Annotated in this window: 26 protein-coding genes; 12 read left to right on the top strand and 14 right to left on the bottom strand. The window is 61.6% G+C overall.

Annotation, left to right across the window (positions count from 1 at the left end):
- Window positions 1-3 precede the first annotated feature (3 nt).
- From JOD78_RS01120 to thrC, 5 genes are all read right to left on the bottom strand, one after another.
- A complete protein-coding gene (locus tag JOD78_RS01120) occupies window positions 4-657 on the bottom strand; it encodes a class I SAM-dependent methyltransferase (protein ID WP_121039818.1) in 654 nt (217 codons plus the stop codon).
- A 1-nt stretch (window position 658) separates the two neighbouring features.
- Complete coding sequence (moaD, locus tag JOD78_RS01115; protein WP_121039815.1) at window positions 659-916, bottom strand: molybdopterin converting factor subunit 1; 258 nt, start codon at window positions 914-916, stop codon at window positions 659-661.
- A 28-nt stretch (window positions 917-944) separates the two neighbouring features.
- Window positions 945-1,787, bottom strand: a complete 843-nt coding sequence (locus tag JOD78_RS01110; protein WP_209569096.1) for a DUF817 domain-containing protein — start codon at window positions 1,785-1,787, stop codon at window positions 945-947.
- 16 nt (window positions 1,788-1,803) lie between these two features.
- On the bottom strand, window positions 1,804-3,093 hold the full coding sequence (gene glp / locus JOD78_RS01105; RefSeq protein ID WP_121039809.1) for a gephyrin-like molybdotransferase Glp: 1,290 nt from the start codon (window positions 3,091-3,093) through the stop codon (window positions 1,804-1,806).
- A gap of 164 nt (window positions 3,094-3,257) precedes the next feature.
- Complete coding sequence (thrC, locus tag JOD78_RS01100; RefSeq protein WP_121039806.1) at window positions 3,258-4,718, bottom strand: threonine synthase; 1,461 nt, start codon at window positions 4,716-4,718, stop codon at window positions 3,258-3,260.
- A 332-nt stretch (window positions 4,719-5,050) separates the two neighbouring features.
- On the opposite strand from thrC, the gene JOD78_RS01095 reads away from it, so the two are divergent.
- A complete protein-coding gene (locus JOD78_RS01095) occupies window positions 5,051-5,488 on the top strand; it encodes a surface-adhesin E family protein (protein ID WP_209569098.1) in 438 nt (145 codons plus the stop codon).
- A gap of 99 nt (window positions 5,489-5,587) precedes the next feature.
- On the opposite strand, the gene JOD78_RS01090 is transcribed toward JOD78_RS01095, so the two are convergent.
- Together JOD78_RS01090 and JOD78_RS01085 are read right to left on the bottom strand one after the other, a co-directional pair.
- Entirely contained in the window at window positions 5,588-6,898 is a 1,311-nt protein-coding gene (locus JOD78_RS01090; RefSeq protein WP_034340975.1) for a homoserine dehydrogenase, read from the bottom strand.
- 72 nt (window positions 6,899-6,970) lie between these two features.
- On the bottom strand, window positions 6,971-8,200 hold the full coding sequence (locus JOD78_RS01085; RefSeq protein WP_088753784.1) for a pyridoxal phosphate-dependent aminotransferase: 1,230 nt from the start codon (window positions 8,198-8,200) through the stop codon (window positions 6,971-6,973).
- Window positions 8,201-8,590: 390 nt separating this feature from the next.
- Between JOD78_RS01085 and JOD78_RS01080 the strand changes: the two genes are divergently transcribed.
- From JOD78_RS01080 to JOD78_RS01035, 10 genes are all read left to right on the top strand, one after another.
- Window positions 8,591-8,971, top strand: a complete 381-nt coding sequence (locus JOD78_RS01080) for an Mth938-like domain-containing protein (RefSeq protein WP_039788406.1) — start codon at window positions 8,591-8,593, stop codon at window positions 8,969-8,971.
- A 56-nt stretch (window positions 8,972-9,027) separates the two neighbouring features.
- Window positions 9,028-10,755: a glycosyltransferase family 39 protein gene (locus JOD78_RS01075; protein ID WP_121039803.1), complete on the top strand. Its 1,728-nt coding sequence runs from the start codon at window positions 9,028-9,030 to the stop codon at window positions 10,753-10,755.
- Window positions 10,752-11,123: an EamA family transporter gene (locus tag JOD78_RS01070; protein WP_121039800.1), complete on the top strand. Its 372-nt coding sequence runs from the start codon at window positions 10,752-10,754 to the stop codon at window positions 11,121-11,123. The genes JOD78_RS01075 and JOD78_RS01070 overlap by 4 nt, the downstream gene beginning before the upstream one ends.
- 98 nt (window positions 11,124-11,221) lie before the next feature.
- Entirely contained in the window at window positions 11,222-12,343 is a 1,122-nt protein-coding gene (locus JOD78_RS01065; RefSeq protein WP_121039797.1) for a DegT/DnrJ/EryC1/StrS aminotransferase family protein, read from the top strand.
- Window positions 12,344-12,562: 219 nt separating this feature from the next.
- Window positions 12,563-13,519 carry a glycosyltransferase gene (locus JOD78_RS01060; RefSeq protein WP_034330258.1) on the top strand — a complete coding sequence of 319 codons (957 nt, stop codon included), beginning with the start codon at window positions 12,563-12,565 and terminating at the stop codon, window positions 13,517-13,519.
- Window positions 13,516-14,433 (top strand): formyltransferase, encoded by a 918-nt coding sequence (locus JOD78_RS01055; RefSeq protein ID WP_121039794.1) that lies wholly within the window; start codon window positions 13,516-13,518, stop codon window positions 14,431-14,433. The genes JOD78_RS01060 and JOD78_RS01055 overlap by 4 nt, the downstream gene beginning before the upstream one ends.
- Before the next feature lie 29 nt (window positions 14,434-14,462).
- Window positions 14,463-15,518: a bifunctional UDP-4-keto-pentose/UDP-xylose synthase gene (locus tag JOD78_RS01050; protein WP_051057356.1), complete on the top strand. Its 1,056-nt coding sequence runs from the start codon at window positions 14,463-14,465 to the stop codon at window positions 15,516-15,518.
- Window positions 15,519-15,789: 271 nt separating this feature from the next.
- Complete coding sequence (locus JOD78_RS01045; RefSeq protein ID WP_121040364.1) at window positions 15,790-16,731, top strand: xylanase; 942 nt, start codon at window positions 15,790-15,792, stop codon at window positions 16,729-16,731.
- Window positions 16,732-16,823: 92 nt separating this feature from the next.
- Window positions 16,824-17,300 carry a peroxiredoxin gene (locus tag JOD78_RS01040; protein WP_084320196.1) on the top strand — a complete coding sequence of 159 codons (477 nt, stop codon included), beginning with the start codon at window positions 16,824-16,826 and terminating at the stop codon, window positions 17,298-17,300.
- A 461-nt stretch (window positions 17,301-17,761) separates the two neighbouring features.
- On the top strand, window positions 17,762-19,465 hold the full coding sequence (locus JOD78_RS01035) for a PhoH family protein (RefSeq protein WP_199725020.1): 1,704 nt from the start codon (window positions 17,762-17,764) through the stop codon (window positions 19,463-19,465).
- 98 nt (window positions 19,466-19,563) lie between these two features.
- Here the strand turns inward: JOD78_RS01035 and JOD78_RS01030 are convergent, their stop codons facing one another.
- The 7 genes from JOD78_RS01030 to rpsF all read right to left on the bottom strand — a co-directional run bounded on the left by JOD78_RS01030 (window position 19,564) and on the right by rpsF (window position 24,628).
- Window positions 19,564-20,571 (bottom strand): inorganic phosphate transporter, encoded by a 1,008-nt coding sequence (locus tag JOD78_RS01030; RefSeq protein WP_039788418.1) that lies wholly within the window; start codon window positions 20,569-20,571, stop codon window positions 19,564-19,566.
- Window positions 20,572-20,642: 71 nt separating this feature from the next.
- Window positions 20,643-21,269: a DUF47 domain-containing protein gene (locus tag JOD78_RS01025; RefSeq protein WP_034330265.1), complete on the bottom strand. Its 627-nt coding sequence runs from the start codon at window positions 21,267-21,269 to the stop codon at window positions 20,643-20,645.
- 203 nt (window positions 21,270-21,472) lie between these two features.
- Entirely contained in the window at window positions 21,473-22,909 is a 1,437-nt protein-coding gene (locus tag JOD78_RS01020) for a replicative DNA helicase (RefSeq protein ID WP_199725019.1), read from the bottom strand.
- 213 nt (window positions 22,910-23,122) lie between these two features.
- Window positions 23,123-23,575, bottom strand: a complete 453-nt coding sequence (gene rplI / locus JOD78_RS01015) for a 50S ribosomal protein L9 (protein WP_121039788.1) — start codon at window positions 23,573-23,575, stop codon at window positions 23,123-23,125.
- Window positions 23,576-23,601: 26 nt separating this feature from the next.
- Window positions 23,602-23,886 carry a 30S ribosomal protein S18 gene (rpsR, locus tag JOD78_RS01010; RefSeq protein ID WP_006462643.1) on the bottom strand — a complete coding sequence of 95 codons (285 nt, stop codon included), beginning with the start codon at window positions 23,884-23,886 and terminating at the stop codon, window positions 23,602-23,604.
- A 55-nt stretch (window positions 23,887-23,941) separates the two neighbouring features.
- The gene (priB, locus tag JOD78_RS01005; protein ID WP_121039785.1) at window positions 23,942-24,241 is read right to left on the bottom strand and encodes a primosomal replication protein N; all 300 of its coding nucleotides are present in this window, start codon (window positions 24,239-24,241) and stop codon (window positions 23,942-23,944) included.
- 21 nt (window positions 24,242-24,262) lie between these two features.
- Complete coding sequence (rpsF, locus tag JOD78_RS01000) at window positions 24,263-24,628, bottom strand: 30S ribosomal protein S6 (RefSeq protein WP_006462645.1); 366 nt, start codon at window positions 24,626-24,628, stop codon at window positions 24,263-24,265.
- Between the two features lie 327 nt (window positions 24,629-24,955).
- On the opposite strand from rpsF, the gene lexA reads away from it, so the two are divergent.
- Complete coding sequence (gene lexA / locus JOD78_RS00995; RefSeq protein ID WP_121039782.1) at window positions 24,956-25,612, top strand: transcriptional repressor LexA; 657 nt, start codon at window positions 24,956-24,958, stop codon at window positions 25,610-25,612.
- Window positions 25,613-25,683: the final 71 nt, after the last annotated feature.

Raw genomic sequence — 25,683 nt, 5'->3', positions numbered from 1 at the left:
ATCTCAGCCCGCTGGATGCGGGTCTTGCGTCTTTTGCCAGACGCTGGCCAGCCACGGTTGCTGCTCGCGTGGCAAACCGTCAGGGCGGTAATAATGCCGCAATTCAATGAAACCTGCTGGCTGCAAGTAGCGACGCCAGCCTTCCAGGCTATGCCAGACACCATAACGCGGACCGCTCCAGCCTTCCAGATCATTGCCGCGAGGATTGGAACTGAAGAGGATGCCGCCCGGCTTCAGGCTGGCATGCAACTGCCCCAGCACGCGCGGCAAATGCACCGCCGGCACATGGAACAGCGAGGCATTGGCAAAGATCCCGTCGAAGCGCGCCACCGGCAGATCCAGTTGCAGGAAGTCCTGGTGCAGGACTTCGCAGCCGCTGGCCGCTCGCGCCATTTCGACGAACTCGGCAGTGCCGTCCAGGCCCACTGCCACGTGGCCGCGCCGGGTGAATTCGATCAGGTCGCGACCCGGGCCACAGCCAACATCGAGGATCGTGAACGGTCCCTGCCCGGCGGCTCCCGCCCTGGCGTGCAGTGCGTCCAGCAGGGCTGCCATGTTCTGGCTGACGTCATGATCCCAGGTCCCTTCGCGGAAGCTCTCGGCATGGCTGCTGTAATGCGCAATGGTGCCGGCTACAGGATCGCGGCGGGGGCTCACCTCAGCCTCCGGTGACGGGCGGGAAGAAGGCCACTTCGCCGCCGTCGACGACCTCGGTATCGGCCTCCGTCATTTCATGGTCGTAGGCCATGCGCAGGTTCTTTTCGGGGCCGAGCACTTCGGCCCAGATGCCGCCGCGGCCCATCAGGAAGGCACGCACGTCGCCGACGGTCTTGACGCTGTCCGGCAGCTCGATGATTTCCTGCGAGGTCTGCAGGGCTTCGCGCACGCTGGCGAAGAAACGAAGTTCGATTTTCATGGATTTCCTTGAGGGTGGCAGCAGGCCCTTAGTGGGCGATATGAATCTTGCTGCGGATATGCTTGAGATGCACCACGATGGTAAAGGTCATCATGACCAACAGCGACCAGGCGCTCCACTTGCCCAGGTGCACGGTGGACCAGGCCCCCATCTGGTTGGGGTAGCGCCAGATGCCGAAGAAGGTGCTGATGTTCTCGGCCAGCCAGATGAAGAATCCGATCAGCAGGAACGCCAGCAGCAGCGGCATCTTGCGATCGCGGTCCAGCGGACGGAACAGCACCGTGGAGCGCGCATACAGGCCCAGCGCGCAGGCTGCCAGGTACCAGCGGTAGTCACCGATGTAGTGATGGGTGAAGAAGTTGACGTAAATCAGCAAGGCGATCAGGGTCGCCATCCAGTAAGGGGGATGATGCTGGATGCGCAGGTCGAACAGCCGCCAGGCCTGGATGATGCAGCTGCCCACGGCGGCATACATGAAGCCGGAGAACAGCGGCACCCCGAACAGCTTGGTATAGGCAAAGTCAGGATAACTCCACGACTGGATCGCTCCTGAGGTCTTGAATACCTCCAGTGCAAAACCGACGACGTGGAAGACGCTGATGGCCTTGAGTTCGGCGATGGTCTCGATGCGGGTCGACACCATCCAGACCTGTACCAGCAAGGCGAAGAGCAGCAAGGCGTCATAGCGCGGAATGCCGAACAGACCGGCGCGCGGCATCAGGAACACGGCCGCAAAGAACAGCCCCGCAAAGAGGCAGCAACGCGCCTCCTTGAGGCCGAACATGAGGAACTCCAGCACGAAGCGCCGCCAGCCGGTGGCTTCGCTGGGAATGCTGCTGCTCAGGTACTGATCGATCTCCGCCAGTCTCATCGCTGTTGCGCCGCGTTCAGTTCAGCAGATGATCGAAGGCCAGGAACTGCACCGTGTCGCCGGCGGCGATGATCTGCCCCGGCGGATTGTCGATCAGGCCATCGGCCCAGGCAGTCGAGGTCAGCACTGCCGACCCTTGGCTGGGGAACAGATCCAGTCCGCCCTGCGCATTGCGGCGCACGCGCAGGAATTCCTGGCGGCGGTCGGCACGTGGCCAGTCGAAGTCGGCGCGCATGGCCACCGGTTGCGGCAACACGGCCTCGCGCGGCAGCCCTTGCAGGCGCAGGATGAAGGGCCTGACGAAGAGCAGGAAGGTGACGAAGGACGACACCGGATTGCCCGGCAACCCCAGGAAGAAAGCTTCACTTCCCTGCTCTCCCGCCCCTTGCCCGCGGCGCACCTGGCCGAAGGCCAGCGGCTTGCCAGGCTTCATGGCGATCTGCCACATGTTGATGCGGCCCTCGGCTTCGACAGCAGGCTTCACATGGTCTTCTTCCCCCACCGAGACGCCGCCGCTGGTGATGATGAGATCGTGCTCGCGCGCGGCCTCGCGCAGGGTCTGGCGGGTCGCCTCCAGACTGTCGGGCACGATGCCGAAGTCGCTGACCTGGCAGCCCAGTTTCTGCAACAGGCCGCGCAGCAGGAAGCGATTGGAGTTGTAGATGCCGCCCGGCTTGAGGGCTTGGCCGGGCATGGTCAGCTCATCGCCCGTGAAGAACACCGCCACGCGCACCGGTCGCAGCACCTGCAGCTGCGCCTGTCCGATGGAGGCCGCCAGCCCCAGTTCCTGCGGGCGCAGCCGGGTACCGGCGGCGAGGATGGTGCTGCCTTGGCGGATGTCTTCACCGATCAGGCGCACCCATTCACCGCTCTTGGGGACATGGCGGATCACCACGTGCTCACCCTCGGTCTCGCAGGCTTCCTGCATGACGACGGCGTCGGCCCCTTGCGGCATCATCGCACCGGTAAAGATGCGCGCCGCCGTCCCCGGTTCCAGCGGCTGGCCCACGTGGCCCGCCGGAATGCGCTGCGATACGCGCAGGCGCGCTTGGCCCGATGCGCAATCCGCCGCCCGCACGGCGTAGCCATCCATCTGCGAATTGTCCATGCCGGGCACGTCGATGGAAGCCGCCACCGGCGCTGCCAGCACGCGTCCGCACGCCTCCAGCGTATCGACGGTCTCGCTCTCCACCACCGGCACGGCGGCCGACAACAAGGTATCGAGCGCTTGGCTGACGCTTTGCATGGGCGGGCGGGCCGGCTTGTCGGATGAGGGGGCTGCGGAAGGAACGGGCGTGGAGGACATGGCAGGCCTGACGGAGAAGATCGAAGTTCGGGACAAGGGTGAAGCGTTGTTTTCTGGTCGATACAGCGACCCGACATTCTAATGCAATCGCCGCCCGCACGCGCTCCATGAAAAACGCCGTCCGGGCCAATGGCGCGGACGGCGTAGAGATGGTAAGGCGCGGCTTACAGACCGGTGTGCTCGGCCACGTAAGCCTTCACCCGGGCGGCATCGGCCGGCATCACCTCGAAGCGCTGCGGCAGCGCCTCGATGTTCTCGAAGCCCGCCGGACGGTCGGCGTCGCGGCCCAGGGCTTCGCGGATGGTTTCATTGAACTTGGCCGGCAAGGCCGTCTCCAGCACGATCATGGTCACGCCCGGCGTCAGATGCTCGCGCGCTACCTTGATGCCATCGGCGGTATGGGTGTCGACCGTGATGCCATAGGCCTTTTCAGCAAAGCGGATGGTCTCCAGGCGGTCTGCGTGGGTCGACTTGCCGGAGGCGAAGCCATACTGCAGGACGCTGGCGAATTCATTGCCGTCGCTGCCGGCCTGGCCGCTCAGGTCAAAGCCGCCTGCGGTCTCGACCTTGTGGAACAGCGCCTTGACCCGTGCGCTGTCGCGGCCCAGCAGGTCGTAGACGAAGCGCTCGAAGTTGGAGGCCTTGCTGATGTCCATGCTGGGGCTGCTGGTGTGGTAGGTCTCGGCGGACTTGCGCACGCGGTAGTGACCGGTGCGGAAGAATTCATCCAGCACGTCGTTCTCGTTGGTGGCCACCACCAGCTTGTCGATGGGCAGGCCCATCATGCGGGCGATGTGGCCGGCGCAGATGTTGCCGAAGTTGCCCGAGGGGACGGTGAAGGACACCTTCTGCTCGTTGCTGGTCGTGGCTGCCAGGTAGCCGCGGAAGTAATACACCACCTGCGCCACCACGCGCGCCCAGTTGATCGAGTTGACGGTGCCGATCTTCTTGGCGGCCTTGTATTCGAGGTCGTTGGAGATGGCCTTGACGATGTCCTGGCAATCATCGAAGACGCCTTCCACGGCCAGGTTGAAGATGTTCGGGTCCTGCAGGCTGAACATCTGCGCGGTCTGGAAGGCGCTCATCTTCTTGTGCGGCGACAGCATGAAGACACGGATGCCCTTCTTGCCGCGCATGGCGTATTCGGCGGCGCTGCCGGTGTCACCGGAGGTGGCGCCGACGATGTTCAATTCCGCGCCCTTCTTGGCCAGCGCATATTCGAACAGGTTGCCCAGCAATTGCATCGCCATGTCCTTGAAGGCCAGCGTGGGACCATTGGACAGGCTCTGCAGCACCAGCTTCTTGCCGCCTTCTTCCTGCAGGGTGCGCAGCGGGGTGATCTGGCTGGCATCTTCGCCGGCGCGGGTGTTGCGGTAGACGTCGGCGGTATAGGTCTTGTGGGCCAGCGCCTTCAGGTCGGCTTCGGGAATGTCGGTGGCAAATTTCTTGAGCACTTCGAAAGCCAGGTCGGCATACGACAACGTACGCCACTGGTCCAGCTCGGCACCGCTGACCTGCGGATAAGTGGCCGGCAGGTACAGGCCGCCGTCAGGGGCCAGGCCGCCCAGCAAGATGTCGGAAAAGGAAGGAGTTGCAGCGTGACCGCGGGTGGAAACGTATTGCATGTCGATTAGGATGCGCCGGCAGGCGGCGGGAGCGTGGAATGGGAGGAAAGTCCACGATTATACGGCCAGCGGGCGCTGCACAAAAGCGCGGCATGGAAGAAAGCTGCACCTGCAGACAGGGCGGTGGCGCAGGGTCTCGGGCTGACGGGCCATTTGTTGCACTGAATCATCATGGCGCCGGCGCAAGCTGAAATAAAACGTTACCACCCTTGAAAGCCGCGCATGCCCGGGCTATGCTGCGCCACTTCGTGCAGCGCCGCCGGGATGGCGGGAATGTTTGCACGCTGGCCACATCAAAGATGCACTTCAAACTCAAAAGGATGGAAAACGGCATGAACCACAAGATCAAGACCCTGCTGGCCGCGGCCGGCCTGTTCTGCACCCTGCTGGCGAGCCTGCCGGCGCACGCCGAGAACTGGCAATCGCTGGGTGGCTCGGATACGTCCGAACTGCTGGTCGATACCGACTCCATCGTCGAATCGGGCGGCATCCGCGAAGCCTGGTCGATGTGGAACTTCAAGGAAGCGCGTCCCAACAATGGCGACAAGAGCTTCCCCGCGCTGAAATCCTACAAGGACCTGCACCAGTACAACTGCAAGGCCGGCAGCATGAAGCTGGTGCGCGAAATCATCTTCGCCGAGAACGATGGCAAGGGCGACAAGCGTGACCACAGCGATGCCCTGAAGGGACAAGAGTTCATCAAGCCCAAGCCGATGTCGGTCGGCGACGCCATGCTGCAGGCAGTCTGCAATTTCGAACTGAAGAAATGATCATAGGGGGCGTTTACCACCCCCCCCCTTCTTCCCGATCCAAAGAAAAACGGAGCCCGCGGGCTCCGTTTTTCCTTGATGCAATGACAGCAGATCGAATCAGCTCAGCTCTTCCAGGCGGATCTTGGTGACCTGGCCGACCACTGTCGCCAGGGCTTCGATCTTGGCAATGGCAGCCTCGATGTTCTTTTCCTGGGTCTGGTGGGTCAGCATGATGATGTCGGTCTGCTGCTCGCCTTCAGCCGGCTCCTTCTGCAGCATGGCGTCGATGGAGATGGTCGAATCCGCCAGGATACGCGTCACATCGGCCAGCACGCCAGCCTGGTCGGCCACGCGGATGCGCAGGTAGTAGCTGGTCACGACTTCGCTCATCGGCAGCACCGGGGTATCGGCCATGGCGTTGAGCTGAAAGGCCAGCGAAGGCACGTGGTGTTCGGGGTCGGCAGTCGCCAGGCGGGTGATGTCGACCAGGTCGGCGATCACGGCCGAGGCGGTCGGCTCGGAACCGGCACCCTTGCCGTAGTACAGCGCTTCACCCACGGCGTCGCCACGCACCACCACGGCATTCATCGCGCCTTCAACGTTGGCGATCAGGCGCGAGGCCGGAATCAGCGTCGGGTGCACGCGCAGTTCGATGCCCTTGGCAGTCTGGCGGGTGATGCCCAGCAGCTTGATGCGGTAGCCCAGTTTCTCGGCATAGGTGATGTCGCTTGCCTGCAGCTTGGTGATGCCTTCCACGTGGGCCTTGTCGAACTGCACCGGGATGCCGAAAGCGATCGAGGCCATGATGGTCAGCTTGTGGGCGGCATCCACGCCTTCGATGTCGAAAGTCGGATCGGCTTCGGCATAGCCCAGGCGCTGCGCTTCCTTCAATACCACGTCGAAGTCCAGACCCTTGTCGCGCATCTCGGAAAGGATGAAGTTGGTGGTGCCGTTGATGATGCCGGCCACCCACTGGATGCGGTTGGCGGTCAGGCCTTCGCGCAGGGCCTTGATGATGGGGATGCCACCGGCCACGGCCGCCTCGAAGGCCACCATGACGCCCTTTTCCTGCGCCGCCTTGAAAATTTCATTGCCATGCTTGGCGATCAGGGCCTTGTTGGCCGTGACCACGTGCTTGCCGTTGGCGATGGCCTTGAGCACCAGGTCGCGGGCGATGTCATCGCCGCCGATCAGCTCCACGACGATATCGATCTCGGGATCGTTCACCACCAGGTTGCCGTCATTGACGACCTTGACTTCTCCCTGGGTCAGTTCGGTCGCGCGGGCAGTATTGCGAGCGGCGACCATGGTAATTTCAATGCCCCGGCCTGCACGGCGCGCAATCTCCTGCTGGTTGCGCTTGAGAACATTGAAAGTACCGGAACCCACGGTGCCGATGCCGAGCAAACCTACTTTGATGGATTTCATATTGTCTTCGTGGTTGGTGAAAAATGACCGCCACGCCGCAGGCCGCGGCCGTGACGGGTACTGCAAATCGGATCAGGCCGTGCCGTGGCGGCGGCGATAGCCTTCCAGGAAGTGCGCGATGCGCCCCATGGATTCGGTCAGGTCGTCGGTGTTGGGCAGGAACACCACGCGGAAGTGGTCCGGCGTCGGGCAATTGAAGCCGGTGCCCTGCACGATCAATACCTTTTCCTCGGCCAGCAGTTCGTAGGCGAATTCCTGGTCGTCCTTGATCGGATAAACCTCCGGATCCAGGCGCGGGAACATGTAGAGCGCCGACTTGGGCTTGACGCAGGTCACGCCAGGAATGTCGGTCAGCAGTTTGTGCGCCAGGTCGCGCTGCTTGGTCAGGCGGCCATTGGGGGCGACCAGGTCATTGATGCTCTGGTAGCCGCCCAGCGCGGTCTGGATGGCGAACTGGCCGGGCGCATTGGCGCACAGGCGCATCGAGGCCAGCATGTTGAGGCCTTCGATGTAGTCGCGCGCATGCTTCTTCTCGCCCGAAACCACCATCCAGCCGGCGCGGTAGCCGCAGGAACGATAGTTCTTGGACAGGCCGTTGAAGGTGATGAACAGCACATCGTCGGCCAGCGAGGCCAGCGAGGTGTGGGTGTTGCCGTCGTAGAGCACCTTGTCGTAGATCTCGTCAGCCAGGATGATCAGTTGATGCTGGCGCGCCAGCTCAATGATCTCCTTCAGCACCTCCACCGAATACAGCGCGCCGGTCGGATTGTTGGGATTGATGACGACGATGGCCTTGGTGTTGGGGGTGATCTTCTTCTTGATGTCTGCGATGTCGGGCTGCCAGCCTTGCTGCTCGTCGCAGACGTAATGCACCGGGGTGCCGCCGGACAGGCTCACGGCGGCGGTCCACAGCGGATAGTCGGGCGACGGCACCAGCACTTCGTCGCCGGTGTTGAGCAGCGCATTGACGCTCATGACGATCAGTTCGGAGGCGCCATTGCCCAGGTAGATGTCATCGATGGTCACGCCCTCGATTTTCTTTTGCTGGGTGTAGTGCATCACCGACTTGCGAGGCGCGAACAGGCCCTTGGAATCGGTGTAGCCGGAGGCATTGCCCATGTTGCGGATCATGTCCTGCACGATCTCGTCGGGCGCATCGAAGCCGAAGGCGGCCAGGTTGCCGATGTTGAGCTTGATGATCTTGTGGCCTTCTTCCTCCATCTGGCGCGCCTTTTCCAGCACGGGACCCCGAATGTCGTAACACACATCTGCCAGCTTCTTGGATTTCTGAATCGGTCGCACAGCTCTTCCTCTAATCGTTTCGTGACAGGCGGCGTCGGCCCCTGCCCGTCCTGTCCTGCTTCATCGGCCGCGGGCACCGGACCGGAACCATTATCCTGCGGCTCCCCTCCATTACCACGCTTGCCATCATTTTCCTGCACGTTTTTGCCTGCTGCAGTGCAATGTAAAGCACCTGCAAAGCGGCCTGCGGCGCTGCCTCATGGGCTTGCCGGGAACCGGCCATTTTGCCCAAAGCTAAGCATTTTATCAATCAAATAGGCGTGCGCCGGGGTCGGAAACGGCTACAATGGCGCACTTTACGACCGCGTTGCTGCGATGCATGTCGACTTGACATCATGGCCCGGTCGTTCGCCCCGCGGGGCCGCCTGCAACCCATCCTGCCCATCTGCGATGAAGCTCCATTCGACCGAAACCAAGCAATACCAGACCGTCACCGCCTATGATGAGGACGGCGTCGAGCTCAATGCCATCCGTTTCACCAACAGCCTGCTGGTGCTGCCCGAGACCGAGCCGGTGCCCTGGCCGGCAGAGAGCTTCGAGGCGCTCACTCCCGAGCATTTCGCCCAGATCGATGCCACCGCACCGGACGTGGTCATCCTGGGCACCGGCGAGCGCCAGCGCTTCGTCCATCCCAAGCTGACCACGGTGCTGACTGCGCGCCGCATCGGCGTGGAGTGCATGGACAACCAGGCCGCCTGCCGGACCTACAACATTCTCATGGCCGAAGGGCGCAAGGTGGCGCTGGCGCTGATCATTGCGCCCCAGGCCTGACGCCGGCACCTGCCGCGACAAGAAACCCAAGAACACGCAACAAGGAACCGCTGTCAATGCGCGAACTGTATAAATCCAAGGCGTTCGTCTGGACGCTGCTCATTCTCTTCCTGCTGGTCTGGTTCTGGATGCTCGGAGCCCGTGTACTGGTGCCCACCGACGAAGGCCGCTATGCCGAGATGGCGCGCGAAATGGTGGCCACGCAGGACTGGATCACCACCCGCCTGAACGGCATCAAGTACTTCGAGAAGCCGCCCCTGCAAACCTGGATGAATGCCATCACCTTCGAGCTGTTCGGCCTCGGTGAATGGCAGGCGCGCCTGTGGACCGGCCTGTGCGGCCTGCTGGGCATCGGCCTGGCGGCTTACACCGGCACCCGCGTCTTCAGCGCCCGCGTCGGCTTCTATGCCGCCCTGGTGCTGGCCTCCAGCTTCTTCTGGGCGGGCATGGGCCACATCAATACGCTGGACATGGGCCTGTCGGGCATGATGACCATCGCCCTGTGCTCGCTGCTGATGGCGCAGCGCGACGGTGCCTCCCGTGAAGGCCAGCGCAACTGGATGCTCCTGTGCTGGGCCGGCATGGCATTGGCGGTGCTGTCCAAGGGTCTGATCGGTATCGTTCTGCCCGGTGCGGTGCTGGTGCTCTATACCCTGTTTGCGCGCGACTGGGCGATCTGGAAGCGGCTGCATCTGGTCAAGGGCCTGATCCTGTTCTTTGCGATCTGCACGCCCTGGTTCGTGGCGGTGTCGCTGCGCAATCCGGAATTCCCGCAGTTCTTCTTCATCCACGAGCACTTCCAGCGCTTCACCACCAAGATCCATAGCCGCACCGGTCCTTGGTATTACTTCATTCCCATCCTGGTGCTGGGCATCATTCCCTGGCTGGGCGTGTTCTTCCAGAGCCTGTGGAAAAGCACCCGCGAGCAACGCGACACCGCCGGCTACAACAGCCTCAACGGCGGGCGTTTCCAGCCCAAGCGGATGCTGCTGGTGTGGGCGGTGTTCATCTTCGTGTTCTTCAGCATCTCGGACTCGAAGCTGCCCTCCTACATCCTGCCGATCTTCCCGGCGCTGGCGCTGCTGATCGCCTGCTACCTGGACGAAGCGGACTACAAGGCGCTGGCCTGGGCCGGTTCGCTGGTGGCCCTGCCCTCGGCGGTGGCGCTGGCCTTCATCCCGCGCGTGCCCTCGCTGGCCAAGGATGCCTACTCGCTGCCGCTGGTGGAGGCCCACGTGCCCTACCTTTACGCCGCCACCCTGATCTTCTTCGTCGGCGGCATCGCCGCCATCCGCCTGGCGCGCCAGCACAAGGACTGGGCCGTGACCGCGCTGGCGGCGACCGCCTTCGTGGCCGGCCAGCTGCTGATGCTGGGCCATGATCCGCAGGGCCGCTACTCGGCGGGTGTGGACTACGTGCCGGCGTTGCAGGCTGAATTGAAGCCGGAAACCCCGATCTACCTGGTCGGCCGCTATGAACAGGCCCTGCCCTTCTACCTGCGCCGCACCATGACCCTGGTGCAGCATGCCGACGAAATGGAGTTCGGTCTCAAGCAGGAACCGCAGCTGTGGCTGCCCACCATCGATGCCTTCGTGGCGCAATGGGTGGCCGACAACGCGGCTGGCAAGAAGGATATCGCCATCATCGATCCGACCATCTACAAGCAGCTGGTCGAGCGCAAGCTGCCGATGCGCCTGATCGGCCAGGATCCGCGCCGCGTGATCGTGGCCAATGACCCGGCCCCTGCCGCAGCGGTCGCCGGCGAGAAGAAGGCGGCGAAATGAACCTGACTACCTTTGGCTTCATTTTCGTCGGCATTTGCCTGAACGCCGTTGCACAACTGCTGCTCAAGGCCGGCACCAATGCGGTCGGTGCGATCCACCTGACGGCGGACAACTGGTTCTCCACCGGCCTCAAGCTGGCTACCCAGCTGCCCATCATCGGCGGCCTGTCCTGCTACGTGATCTCGGTGGGCGTGTGGATCATCGGCCTGTCGCGGGTGGACGTGACCATCGCCTACCCGCTGCTCTCGCTGGGCTACATCATCAACGCCATCGGTGCCTGGTACTTCCTGGGCGAGGCCATCTCCCTGCAGCGCCTGCTGGCCATCGGCGTGATCATCGTCGGCGTGGTCTTGCTGACCAGAAGCTGATTTACAATACCGGGTTGCCGCGCGCCCGGCGCGCCGGCCACTGCGCTGCCCGCTGCGGCAGCGCCCTCCCCTTGAACCTAGTCTGACCGGATTCCACCATGAGCCTGCCTTTCCTGCCGTTTTCCAAACCCACCATCGATGAAGCCACCATCGCCGCCGTCGGCGAAGTGCTGCGCTCGGGCTGGATCACCAGCGGCCCCAAGGTGCAGGCGTTCGAAAAGGCCTTGTCGGACTACCTGGGCGGACGCATCGTGCGCACCTTCAACTCCGGCACCTGCACCATGGAAATCGCGCTGCGCATCGCCGGCATCGGCGCGGGCGATGAAGTCATCACCACCCCCATCTCCTGGGTCGCCACCGCCAACGTGATCCTGGAAACCGGCGCCACCCCGGTGTTCGCCGACATCGATCCGGTCACCCGCAACATCGACCTGGACCGCCTCGAAGCCGCCATTACCCCGCGCACCAAGGCCATCATCCCGGTCTACCTGGCCGGCCTGCCGCTGGACATGGACCGCCTCTACACGATTGCCGCCAAGCACAATCTGCGCGTGGTGGAAGATGCCGCCCAGGCGCTGGGTTCGACCTGGAAGGGCAAGCGCATCGGTGCCTTCGGCGATTTCGTCTCCTTCAGCCTGCAGGCCAACAAGAACATCACCAGTTCCGAAGGCGGTTTCCTGGTGCTCAACAATGCCGAGGAAGCCCGTCTGGCCGAGAAATACCGCCTGCAGGGCGTCACCCGCAGCGGCTTCGACGGCCTGGAAGTGGATGTTCTGGGCGGCAAGTTCAACATGACCGACGTGGCCGCCGCCATCGGCCTGGGCCAGTTCGCCCACATCGATGCCGTCACCGCCCACCGCAAGGAACTGGCGCGCCACTATTTCGCCTGCTTCGGCAGCGATTTCGAAGCCAGCTTCGGTGCCCAGCTGCCAGTGGCCGACTTCGAGAACTCCAACTGGCACATGTTCCAGCTGGTCCTGCCGGAGCGCATCACCCGCGCCGCCTTCATGGAAAAGATGATGGAAAAGCAGGTCGGCATCGGCTACCACTACCCGTCCATTCACTTGCTGAAGCTCTATCGTGAACGTGGCTTCAAGGAAGGCATGTTCCCGGTGGCCGAACGCGTCGGCCAGCGCATCGTGTCGCTGCCCATGTTCAATGCAATGAGTAAAGAGGACGTGGAACGCTCGGTGGAAACGGTAAAATCGGTGCTTGGTTGATTTTTGCGGATAATGCAAAGAATTCGACGAAAAAATTCGGCATAATTCGTTTTATTTGCATTTTCGCAAGCTGGTCTCCTGCATTTCCCCTGGCCTGAACGCCGCGATGACCCTGTTTCGTGGCGCATCGGGCCATTGATTTATTGCAGAACACGCTTTCAGTACCGCTGGATGCAGGCCGCAGGGCCAGGCATTCCAGCCTTTATTTTTTGATATTTGATGAAACCAGAACTGTCCGTCGTCATCCCGGTTTACAACGAGGAATCCGGGCTCTCCAAATTGTTCGAGCGCCTTTACCCGGCGCTGGACGCCTTGGGCTACAGCTATGAAGTCATCTTCGTCAACGATGGCAGCCGCGACCGCTCCGCCGGCATCCTGGCCGAGCAATACCGCCTGCGCCCGGACGTGACGCGGGTGGTGCTGTTCAATGGCAACTACGGCCAGCACATGGCCATCATGGCCGGCTTCGAAGCCACCCGTGGCGAAGTGGTAGTGACGCTGGATGCCGACCTGCAGAATCCGCCGGAAGAAATCGGCAACCTGGTGGCCAAGATGCGCGAAGGCTACGACTACGTCGGCTCGATTCGCCGCAAGCGCCAGGATTCGGCCTGGCGCACCTACGCCTCCAAGGCCATGAACCGCCTGCGCGAGAAGATCACCCGCATCAAGATGACCGACCAGGGCAACATGCTGCGCGCCTATGGCCGCAACGTCATTGACCTGGTCAACCAGTGCCGCGAGGTCAATACCTTCGTGCCGGCCCTGGCCTACACCTTCTCGCGCAATCCGACCGAGATCGTGGTGGAGCATGAAGAGCGCTCGGCCGGCGAATCGAAGTATTCCTTCTACAGCCTGATCCGCCTGAACTTCGATCTGGTCACCGGCTTCTCGCTGGTGCCGCTGCAATTCTTTTCGCTGCTGGGTATCGGGCTGTCGTTCGCGTCGGCGGCGCTGTTCATCCTGATCGTGCTGCGCCGCATGCTGATCGGTGCGGAAGTCGGCGGCGTCTTCACGCTGTTCGCCATCACCTTCTTCCTGATGGGCGTGATCCTGTTCTCCATCGGCCTGCTGGGCGAATACATCGGCCGCATCTACATGCAGGTGCGCTCGCGCCCGCGCTACGTGGTGCAGGCCATCCTTGAGCAATCCTCTTCAGAAGACAAGCAAGCCCTATGAATGCCGTCGTCTTTGCCTACCATGATGTGGGCGTCCGCTGCCTGAAGGTCTTGCTCGCGCGTGGCGTGCAGGTGTCGCTGGTGGTGACCCACGAGGACAGCGCTACCGAGAATATCTGGTTCGGTTCCGTGGCCAGCCTGTGCCGCGAACATGGCATTGCCTGCATCACCCCCGCTGACCCGCGCTCGCCGCAGCTGCTGGCGCAGTTGCAAGCGCTGCAGCCGGACTTCCTCTTCAGTTTCTACTACCGTCATATGCTGCCGGTGGAAGTGCTGGCCTGCGCCAGGCGCGGTGCCTACAACATGCACGGCTCGCTGCTGCCCAAGTATCGTGGCCGCGTCCCCATCAACTGGGCGGTGCTGCATGGCGAGAGCGAAACCGGCGCCACCCTGCATGAGATGACGGTCAAGCCCGACGCCGGTGCCATCGTGGCGCAGACTGCCGTACCGATTCTGCCGGACGATACCGCGCATGAAGTCTTTGGCAAGGTGGTCGTGGCGGCAGAAATGACGCTCTGGAACGTATTGCCGGCCATGCTGGCGGGCAATACGCCCAACCTGCCCAATGACCTCTCGCAAGGCAGCTACTTCAGTGGCCGCAAGCCGGAAGATGGCCGTATCGACTGGCGGCGTACCGCCGGCGAGGTCCATAATCTGGTGCGCGCGGTGGCCCCGCCCTATCCGGGTGCCTTCGAGGAAATCGCGGGTGATAAAATTACGGTCACGAGAACCCGGCTGGTTCCGCCGGCGGCCCATCCTGCGCTGCAGCGGGCCCACGGTACGCAAGACAAGTTCTTCGAAGGCGGCAAGTTGTACGCACGTTGTGGCGATGGCAACTTCCTCCAGATCCTGGGCATCCTGATCAATGATCAGGATGCTTCACTCAACAATTACCTGAAATACATGGCCTCCTGAAGTCCGGCCATTCACTAGCTCTCTACATTATGAAAAAAGTCCTCATTCTCGGCGTCAACGGCTTCATCGGCCACCACCTGTCCAAGCGCATTCTGGAAACCACGGACTGGCACGTCTATGGCATGGACATGATGACCGACCGCATCACCGACATTCTGGAAAACGAGGCCTACAAGTCGCGCATGCACTTCTTCGAGGGCGACATCACGATCAACCAGGAATGGGTGGAATACCACGTCAAGAAGTGTGACGTGATCCTGCCGCTGGTGGCCATCGCGACCCCGTCGACCTACGTGAACGCCCCGCTGCGCGTGTTCGAGCTGGACTTCGAAGCCAACCTGCCGATCGTGCGTTCGGCCGCCAAGTACAAGAAGCACCTGGTCTTCCCCTCGACCTCGGAAGTCTATGGCATGTGCCATGACGAGGAATTCGATCCGGAAGAATCCGAACTGATCTGCGGCCCGATCAACAAGCCGCGCTGGATCTACTCCTGCGCCAAGCAGCTGATGGACCGCGTGATCTGGGGCTACGGCATGGAAGCCGGCCTGAACTTCACCCTGTTCCGTCCGTTCAACTGGATCGGTGCCGGCCTGGACTCGATCCACACCCCGAAGGAAGGTTCGTCGCGCGTGGTGACCCAGTTCTTCGGCCACATCGTCCGTGGCGAGAACATCTCCCTGGTCGACGGCGGCCAGCAGAAGCGCGCCTTCACCTACATCGATGACGGCATTGACGCCCTGATGAAGATCATCGCCAACGAAGGCGGCGTGGCCTCCGGCAAGATCTACAACATCGGCAATCCGGTGAACAATTATTCCATCAAGGACCTGGCCGACATGATGCTCAAGCTGGCCGCCGAGTACCCGGAATACGCCGAGACCGCCAAGCAGGTCAAGCTGGTCGAGACCACCTCCGCCGCCTACTACGGCAAGGGTTATCAGGACGTGCAGAACCGCGTGCCCAAAATCACCAACACCTGTGACGAGCTGAACTGGGCCCCCAAGACCACCATGGCCGACACCCTGCGCAACATCTTCGATGCCTACCGCAGCCAGGTGGCTCAGGCACGTGCGCTGATGGATTGATTGGCCGCTGACTGACGATCTCATGCAAACCGCGCTTCGGCGCGGTTTTGCTTTTTCCGGCCATTTCCGTCTGGCTTGCGCCGGAACAGATCGCCGTCGTGACACCGTATTGCCCCGCATGCTGCGCTGCTGCATATTGTTCTATCCGGCGCAGGATGCTAGTCTCGCAACTTGTCGTCAGCCGCCGCAGTCCAACGCCCGGCGCACTACCCCGACAGTCAGCAACACCATGGCGGACCACCGCCGATCACCCTCTTTCCGGTCCAGCGAATTGCCCAAACTCACTCTCAAGATCGACGCCGATACCTACCGCGGCACCCGCGTGGGCGTCCCCAACCTGATCAACCAGCTGCGCCGCCATCGTGCCGGTGCCACCTTTCTGTTCTCGCTCGGGCCCGACCACACCGGCTGGGCGCTGAAGCAGATCTTCCGTCCGGGCTTCTTCAGCAAGGTCTCGCGCACTTCGGTGGTGGAACACTATGGCATCAAAACGCTGATGTACGGCACCCTGCTGCCCGCCCCCGACATCGGCAAGACCTGTGCCGATTTCATGCGCTCAGCCAGGGACGCGGGTTTCGAATGCGGCATCCATACCTGGGACCACCGGGTCTGGCAGGACGACGTTCGCACTGCCGACGCTCAGTGGACCGTGGAGACCATGCACAAGTCGCATGCCCGCTATCGCGAGATCTTCGGCGAGGCACCCCGTACGCACGGCGCTGCGGGCTGGCAGATGAACGATCACGCCTTCGTCCAGCTGGACCAGTTCGGCATGGCCTACTCCTCGGACGGCCGCTCGCAGCTGCGGGAAAACGGCCGCCTGGCCGATGCCGATGCCGGCCCGCATCGCCTGTCGGCCTTCGGCAAGCCGCTCTCCTGCGTGCAACTGCCCACCACCCTGCCCACGCTGGATGAAATCCTGGGCCGCGAGATCGGCGGCAAGATGATCGACGCGAGCAATGCTGCTGAATTTTTGCTTCAGTTGACCAAGGAACCGCGTGACCATGTCTTCACTCTTCACGCGGAGCTTGAAGGACAGAAACTCGGCCCCATTTTCGAACAATTGCTCACTGGCTGGCGCGCCCAAGGCTACGAACTGGTCTCCATGGGCGACTACTACCAGAGCATCAAGCATGACGTCCTGCCCATCCTGCCGATCGCCTGGGGCGAACTGCCCGGCCGGTCGGGCGAGATGATCGTGCAGGCCATGTAAGGCTGCACAGGATTTGATCATGGCTTCATCAGGGCCGGGAACCCCGGCCCGCCAACCATCCACCAACAAGACTTCACCTACGGGGCGCCACTTTGACAGACCGACCATCCCTCCTGAACAAGACCGTGCCGGACTTCTCGGCCGCCATGACCAGTGGCAAGACCTTCAACCTGGCCGACTATCGCGGCAAGAACCTGGTTCTGTATTTTTACCCCAAGGACAACACCCCCGGCTGTACCACCGAGGGCATGCAGTTCCGTGACCTGCATCCGCAATTCCAGGCCGCCAACACCGACATCTTCGGCATCAGCCGCGACAGCCTGAAGTCCCACGAAAACTTCAAGGGCAAGCTGGGCATGCCCTTCGAGCTGATCTCCGACCCCGATGAAACCCTGTGCACCATGTTCGACGTCATGAAGATGAAAAACATGTATGGCAAGCAGGTACGTGGCGTGGAGCGCAGCACGTTTGTGATTGACGCCGCAGGCAAAGTGGTGAAAGAATGGCGTGGAGTGAAGGTTCCTGCACACGTGGATGAGGTGCTGGCCTTCATCAAAACCCTGGCCTGAATGAAGTTCGATTCCTGAGACAGGCGGTCCGGTTGCTGCAGCGCAATAGCCCACCCGGCTGCTGCGCGCAGGGTCCGGACGGCAACGATCGATTCAGGCCGCGGCGCGGAGACCTGGCAAGTAGCTGCGACGCGTTCCAACCATGCGGTCAAACGATACAAGCCATTGAATTCAAACAGAAAAACGTTTGCTGGAAGCCGTTTCAGGTTAAGGCCCGTGGCCTGCCGAAACGGCTTTTTTACTTTTTACTTTGCCACCCCTGCCGTCCCGGCCAATCAAGCCCTCGCTCATTCCCTGTCTGCCCTCCGTACGGCAACGGCTGCTACGTTGCAGCACAGGTGCAAGGATTTCATTGGCATGCCCGGCCTTGCAGCAAGATCCCTCTCTTTGCTGTCTGATGTATTGCTTCACCTGTTCGCTCTGACAAAGCGGTGTTTTCTTCATCCACTTCCGAGGTCCTGATGCCCCTGCCCAAAATGCCGAGCAAACCAGCTTCGATGCTGTCTCCCGAGGACTATCCCAAGGCCGATCGCAACAAGCCCGTCAAACCGAACATCACTCTCGTTGAAACCTCCGCTCCCGTAGTTGCACCCCAAGCAGTTGCAGTTGCCGTTGCCGACGTCTCCGATACCAAGGTCACCGCGCCCCGCGCGCGCATCACCGGCAAGACTGCCGCCGTGGCCGAGAAACCGAAAGCCGCTCCCAAGAGCGCAGAAGCCCGACCCAAGTCGCCCACCAGCCGCGTGGCCGACAAGCTGGGCAAGTCCAAGCTGTTCGTGCTGGATACCAACGTGCTGATGCACGATCCGACCTCGCTGTTCCGCTTCGAGGAGCATGACATCTACCTGCCCATGGTCACGCTCGAAGAGCTGGACAACCACAAGAAGGGCATGTCCGAGGTGGCCCGCAATGCGCGCCAGATCTCGCGTTCGCTGGATGCGCTGGTGTCCGACGTGGCCGAGGATTCGATCGACCTGGGCATCCCGCTGGCCAAGCTGGGCAACAAGGATGCCAAGGGCCGCCTGTACTTCCAGACCAAGCTGCAGAACGCCGCCCTGCCGGAAGGCCTGCCCGAAGGCAAGGCCGACAACCAGATCCTGGGCGTGGTGCGCGCGCTGGACCAGCAGTATCCGGAACGTCCGGTGGTGCTGGTCTCCAAGGACATCAACATGCGCCTCAAGGCGCGTGCCATTGGCCTGCCCGCGGAAGATTACTTCAACGACCATGTGCTGGAAGATACCGACCTGCTGTATTCGGGCATCCAGCAGCTGCCGGATGACTTCTGGAACAAGCATGGCAAGGGCATGGAGTCCTGGCAGGAAAGCCGCCACGGCAGCAGCTACACCTACTACCGTGTCACCGGCCCCTATGTGCCCTCGCTGCTGGTCAACCAGTTCGTGTTCATCGAGCCCAAGAATGGTGAACCGGCCTTCTACGGCCAGGTCAGCCAGATCAACGGCAAGACTGCCGTGCTGCAGACCCTGCGCGACTTCGGCCACGCCAAGAACAGCGTCTGGGGCATCACTGCGCGCAACCGCGAGCAGAACTTCGCGCTGAACCTGCTGATGAACCCGGAGTGTGATTTCGTCACCCTGCTGGGCCAGGCCGGTACCGGCAAGACCCTGCTGGCACTGGCCTCGGGCCTGGCGCAGGTGCTGGAGACCAAGCTCTACAACGAAATCATCGTCACCCGCGTGACGGTGCCGGTCGGTGAAGACATCGGTTTCCTGCCGGGCACGGAAGAAGAGAAGATGGGCCCCTGGATGGGCGCCTTCGATGACAACCTCGAAGTGCTCAACAAGTCCGATGGCGATGCCGGGGAATGGGGCCGTGCCGCGACCCAGGACCTGATCCGCTCGCGCATCAAGATCAAGTCGCTCAACTTCATGCGCGGACGCACGTTCGTGAACAAGTTCTTGATCATCGACGAGGCCCAGAACCTGACGCCCAAGCAGATGAAGACCCTGGTCACCCGTGCCGGTCCCGGCACCAAGATCGTGTGTCTGGGCAACATCGCCCAGATCGACACGCCCTACCTGACCGAAGGCTCCAGCGGCCTGACCTATGTGGTCGACCGCTTCAAGGGCTGGGCGCACAGCGGGCATGTCACCCTGGCGCGTGGCGAACGCTCGCGCCTGGCCGATCACGCCAGCGACGTGTTGTAAGCACTTTTCTTCAGCACCCAAGCAAAAAGCCACGTGAAAACGTGGCTTTTTGCTTTTGGACGGCCGCCGCGCTGGCAGCGACCATGAATGACGGCTTGTTACAGCACGTGCACGCCAATCCACCAGGCGATCGCCGCCACGAAGGCCGAGGCCGGAATGGTGAAGATCCAGGCCCAAACGATGTTGCTGGCCACGCCCCAACGCACGGCCGACATCTTCTGCGCCGCGCCCACGCCGACGATGGCACCGGTGATGGTGTGGGTAGTCGAGACCGGAATGCCCAGGGCGGTGGCGATGAACAAGGTGATCGCACCGCCGGTTTCGGCGCAGAAACCGCCGACGGGCTTCAACTTGGTGATCTTCTGGCCCATGGTCTTGACGATGCGCCAGCCACCGAAGAGCGTACCGAGGCTGATGGCGCAGTAGCAGGAAATGATGACCCACATCGGCGGCGCATCCGGGGAGGAATAGCCCGAAGCGATCAGCAGCATCCAGATGATGCCGATGGTCTTCTGCGCGTCATTGCCGCCGTGGCCCAGACTGTACATGGAGGCCGACAGCAGCTGAAGACGGCGGAACCAGCCATCGATCTTGCGTGGCGTGGAGCGGAAGAAGATCCACGAGACCACGAGCATCATCAGGGAGCCAAAGACCAAGCCCAGCACGGGCGAGAGCACGATGAAGAGAATCGTCTTCAGCAGGCCCGCCGAGATCAGCGCGCCGGTGCCGGCCTTGGCCACGGCCGCGCCGACCAGGCCGCCGATCAGAGCATGCGAGGACGAGGACGGGATGCCGTAATACCAGGTCACCAGGTTCCAGAAGATGGCCCCGATCAGGGCACCGAAGATGACGTACTGGTCAACAATGGCCGGTTCGATGGTGCCCTTGCCCACCGAAGCCGCCACGTGCAGTTGATGGAACACGAACACGGCCGCCAGGTTGAAGAAGGCGGCCATGGCCACGGCGGTCTGCGGACGCAGCACGCCCGTGGAGACCACGGTGGCGATCGCGTTGGCGGCGTCGTGGAAACCATTCATGAAGTCGAACAGCAGCGCCAGGACGATCAACAACGCGAGAATATGTAAGCTGATTTGGATTGTTTGCATGGGGGAAACCGTTGTGTGAAACCAGCGGCGTCCCCGTCGGAAATCGAGGGAATCGCCGCTACGCCGCGAGATCAGGCGTTTTCGACGATGATGCCTTCGATGATGTTGGCCACGTCTTCGCAGCGATCGGTGACGGTTTCCAGGATTTCGTAGATGGCCTTGAGCTTGATCAGGGTGCGCACGTCCGGTTCATCGCGGAACAGCTTGGACATGGCCGCACGCATGACGTGGTCGGCGTCGGATTCCAGGCGGTCGATTTCCTGGCAGATCGACAGGATCTGGCGCGAGTTGTCCATGTTCGACAGCAGGCCCACGGCGGCTTGCACCTTCTCCGCACAGGACAGGCACAGCTCGGCCAGGCGTTTGGCTTCCGGCGTGATGGCCTTGATGTCGTAGAGCGAGATGGTCTGGGCCGCATCTTCGAGCAGGTCCAGGATGTCATCCATGCGGGTGATCAGCTGGTGGATGTCATCGCGGTCCAGCGGCGTGATGAAGGTCTTGTGCAGCAGTTCGATGGCATTGTGCGTGACCTTGTCGGCTTCCTTCTCGACGGCTTCAATGGCGTGCACGCGAATTTCAAGGTCGTCGAAATTGGTCATCAGCGCCACCATTTCTTTCGCGCACTTGACCGCCAGCTCTGCATGCTGATTGAAAAGGTCAAAGAATTTGCCTTCAGTCGGCATCAATCGTCCAAACATTTTTCTCTCTCATCAATGGTTAGCGCTCATGTAAAGCGCCGTTTCGAACCGGCCTGCGGCTACCCCCTTGGAAGCCGGTACCCCGCCCTGCCGGTCCTGCACGAACGGCCTTGGGGGCCGTTCGCCTTGCATGACACGGGCGGCCCGACGCCGCCCGTGATCCTTGTGCAGCGACACGCCCTGGTGGCGCGCCGCCGATGGCATCAGTCGCCGCCGTAAGGCTGCGCCAGATTGCCGATATAGTTGTCGTACTTGGTATACATCCCCAGGAAGGACAGACGAATGCTGCCGATGGGGCCATTACGCTGCTTGCCGATGATGATTTCCGCCGTGCCCTTGTCGGGCGAGTCCGGATTGTAAACTTCATCACGGTAAATGAACAAAATAACGTCAGCATCCTGTTCGATAGCGCCTGATTCGCGCAAGTCGGACATCACGGGACGCTTGTTGGGACGTTGTTCCAGCGAGCGGTTCAGCTGCGACAGCGCGATCACCGGGCAGTTGAGTTCCTTGGCCAGGCCCTTCAGGCTACGCGAGATTTCCGAGATTTCGGAGGCGCGGTTTTCAGAAGAGCTGCCACCGTTGCCCGACATCAGCTGCAGGTAGTCGATGATGATCAGGCCCAGCTTGCCGCATTGGCGCGCCAGGCGGCGCGAACGTGCGCGCAATTCGATGGGCGACAGCGCCGGCGTTTCGTCGATGTAGAACTGCGCATCGTTCATCTTCTGGATGGCGTGCGTCAGGCGCGGCCAGTCTTCGTCCAGCAGGCGGCCGGTACGCAGGCGGTGCTGGTCCAGGCGTCCGACTGAACCCAGCATACGCATGGCCAGCTGCGCGCCACCCATTTCCATGGAGAACACGGCTACCGGCAGGCCCGACTCGATGGCGACATGTTCGCCGATGTTGATCGAGAAAGCGGTTTTACCCATGGAAGGACGGCCAGCGACGATGATCAGGTCGCCCGGCTGCAGGCCGGAGGTCATCTTGTCCAGATCCATGAAACCGGTCGGAACGCCGGTGATGTCGCTGGTATTGTCGCGATTGTAAAGTTCGTCGATGCGCTCGACCACTTGCGTGAGCAGCGGCTGGATTTCCATGAAGCCCTGAGAGCCGCGCGACCCTTCTTCGGCGATGGCGAAGATCTTGGATTCGGCCTCGTCCAGCATGGACTTCACATCCTTGCCCTGCGGATTGAAGGCATTGCCGGAAATCTCGTCGGCCACGGTGATGAGCTTGCGCAGAATGCCGCGATCACGGACGATCTCGGCATAGCGGCGGATGTTGGCCGCAGAAGGCGTGTTTTGCGCCAGTGCATTCAGATAAACCAGCCCGCCCACCTCTTCGGCCTTGCCGCTGGTGGACATGGCTTCATAGACGGTAATGACGTCGGCCGGCTTGGTACTGTTGATGAGCTTGACGATGTGCTCGAAGATGATGCGGTGATCGTAGCGGTAAAAGTCTTCAGCGCTGACGAAGTCGGCGATACGGTCCCAGGCTGCGTTGTCCAGCAGCAGGCCGCCCAGCACCGATTGCTCGGCCTCGATGGAGTGGGGCGGCACGCGGAGCGCATCGATCTGGGGATCGGATGACTCTCTCTGGCCACGGAAAAATTCTGGATTGCCGCGGGACGATTCTTTCATGGCGCGCATTATAACCTGCTGATGTGAAGCCGTAGGTCCGGCCGAACGTTTTTGCACGGCCAGATGCTTCATGCGAACGAATGCAATATGAAGCCATTGACAAGCCGCGCCATGACGATGACCAGTGGCGGCGTGTCTTGGTACAACTGACAATAAAAAAGCCAGGCGAACCCGGCTTTTCTATTGCAAAACGAATTGCAGCAAACAGGCGTATTACGCTTGCTCGCCCTTGACTGCGATGGTGACATCGACCACCACGTCGGTGTGCAGAGCCACCGACACGGGGTGTTCGCCAACGGTCTTCAGCGGGCCGTTGGGCAGGCGCACTTGCGACTTCTCGACAGCAAAACCCTTCTTGCCCAGGGCTTCAGCGATGTCGAAGTTGGTCACGGAACCGAACAGACGGCCGTCAACGCCGGCCTTCTGCGACACTTCCACGGTAGCGCCAGCCAGCTTTTCGCCTTGGGCTTGGGCAGCGGCCAGCTTCTCGGCGGCAGCCTTTTCCAGGTCAGCGCGCTTGGCTTCGAATTCAGCGATGGCTGCATCGGTAGCGCGGCGGGCCTTGCGTTGGGGGATCAGGAAGTTGCGTGCGAAACCGTCCTTGACGCGCACGACATCACCCAGACCGCCGAGATTCACGATTTTTTCCAACAGAATGACTTGCATGTTTTTCTCCTATTTCTCGACGCTGATTAGGCGTTGTGCAGATCGGTGTACGGCAGCAGAGCCAGGTAACGCGCGCGCTTGATGGCGGTGTCAACTTGACGCTGGTAGTGGGCCTTGGTACCGGTCAGGCGTGCCGGCATGATCTTGCCGTTTTCCTGGACGAAGTCCTTCAGGGTGTCCACGTCCTTGTAATCGACCTGTTCAACGCCAGCGGCGGTGAAACGGCAGAATTTCTTGCGCTTGAACAGCGGGTTTTGCTGTTGGCGCTTGTTTTTCAGCTTGCTTTTATCGAACTTTTTACCGAATGCCATGGTTGGCTCCTGTATCTAAAAATTGGGTAAGGTCTGTTTGGCTACCTTGCGCCGCTCAATCCGGCGCGACCGGGCCAAAATCAACGATATGAAACACGACGCTCTTGCTGTTGCGATTCCTGCGGGCCAAAAAGCCGGTGAACCGGAAGACTTCACCCAGTGCCGCCCTGTTGAGCGCACCGGAGATTTCCCCCGCTGCCAGCGCCGCGATCTCGAATTCGACCTGACGCTTCATGCCAGCCTCCGTCTGCTCCGACTGATGCTGCAACCTGGCAGTGACAATCGGGATACCGGCCGGCGTATAACGTAGGACATCACGTTCTGCCAGGCTGGCGATGACTTGAAACTGGTTCACTCTCCGCGATGTTCGCAGCGCTTAAGCTGCCGGAGCTTCGGTACGGCTCTTGGCCGCGTCTTCCTTCTGCACTGCCTTCAGGATGGGGGAAGGACCGGTTTCGGCCTTCTTCATCTTGACGGTCAGGTGGCGCAGGACGGCGTCGTTGAACTTGAAGCCGGTTTCGATTTCAGCCAGCGTTTCGCTGTCGACTTCGATGTTCAGGCAGACGTAGTGAGCCTTGGCCAGCTTCTGGATCTGGTAAGCCAGTTGGCGACGGCCCCAATCTTCGACACGGTGGACCTTGCCGCCGCGGGTGGTGACGATGCCCTTGTAACGCTCGATCATCGCCGGCACTTGCTCGCTTTGGTCCGGGTGGACGATAAATACGATTTCATAATGACGCATGTAGACTCCTTATGGACTTATTGAAGACGCCCACCCCGGCGTCAAGACGGGTGTGGGAAGAGGAAAACCCGAGATCATACTAGGTTTCCGTCCTGACAGCAATGCCAGCGTCACGCCACTGCGGCCGCAGGGCCACAACGCGGACCCTGCACATCGCCGCCAGCGGCTCAGAACCAGATTCTTCAGTTGCGGCGCGCTCTATATAAATGAGAAAGCTTGCCTTTTCCGCCCCGGAATATGCATGTTGCCGTTGACACAAGGATTGCACCTGTATAAAAATACAGACTGTTCATCCAGACAGCCTTCCCTCCGAGAAAGGCCACCCTCATGCTCAAACTGACTGCGCGCCAGGAACAGATCCTGAACCTGATCAAGAACGCCATCGAGAACACCGGCTTCCCTCCCACGCGTGCAGAGATCGCTGCCGAGTTGGGCTTCCGTTCCGCCAACGCCGCCGAAGAGCATCTGCAGGCCCTGGCCCGCAAGGGCGCCATCGAGATTTCCCCCGGCACCTCGCGCGGCATCCGCTTGCGCGAATCAGGTACCACAGGCATCAGCACTGCACGCCAGATGGCCCTGCCCCATCCCGCCCTGATGCAGCTGAGCCTGCCGCTGATCGGGCGCGTGGCGGCGGGCTCCCCCATCCTGGCCCAGGAACACGTGGAAAAGACTTACCAGGTCGACCCGGCCATGTTCCGGGCCAAGCCCGACTACCTGCTCAAGGTGCGCGGCATGTCCATGCGCGACGCCGGCATCCTGGACGGCGACCTGCTGGCCGTGCGGCGCGCCGACCAGGCGCGCAATGGCCAGATCGTGGTGGCCCGCCTGGCTGACGAGGTCACGGTCAAGCGCTACCAGAAGAGCGGCAGCGTCATCACCCTGTTCCCCGAGAATCCGGAATTCGAGCCCATCATCGTCAAGCCGGAAGACGACCAGTTTGCACTCGAAGGACTGGCCGTGGGATTGCTGCGCAGCTGGAACTGAATTCGGAGCGGCGCGCAGGCCCGACCGCCGGAAAGACGCTGCCAGCGGCGACTGATCGCTTGTTTATGCAT

It is taken from the genome of Herbaspirillum sp. 1130 (assembly GCF_017833835.1).
Taxonomy (GTDB): domain Bacteria; phylum Pseudomonadota; class Gammaproteobacteria; order Burkholderiales; family Burkholderiaceae_D; genus Herbaspirillum; species Herbaspirillum huttiense.
This window is presented reverse-complemented; position numbering and strand designations above follow the sequence as displayed.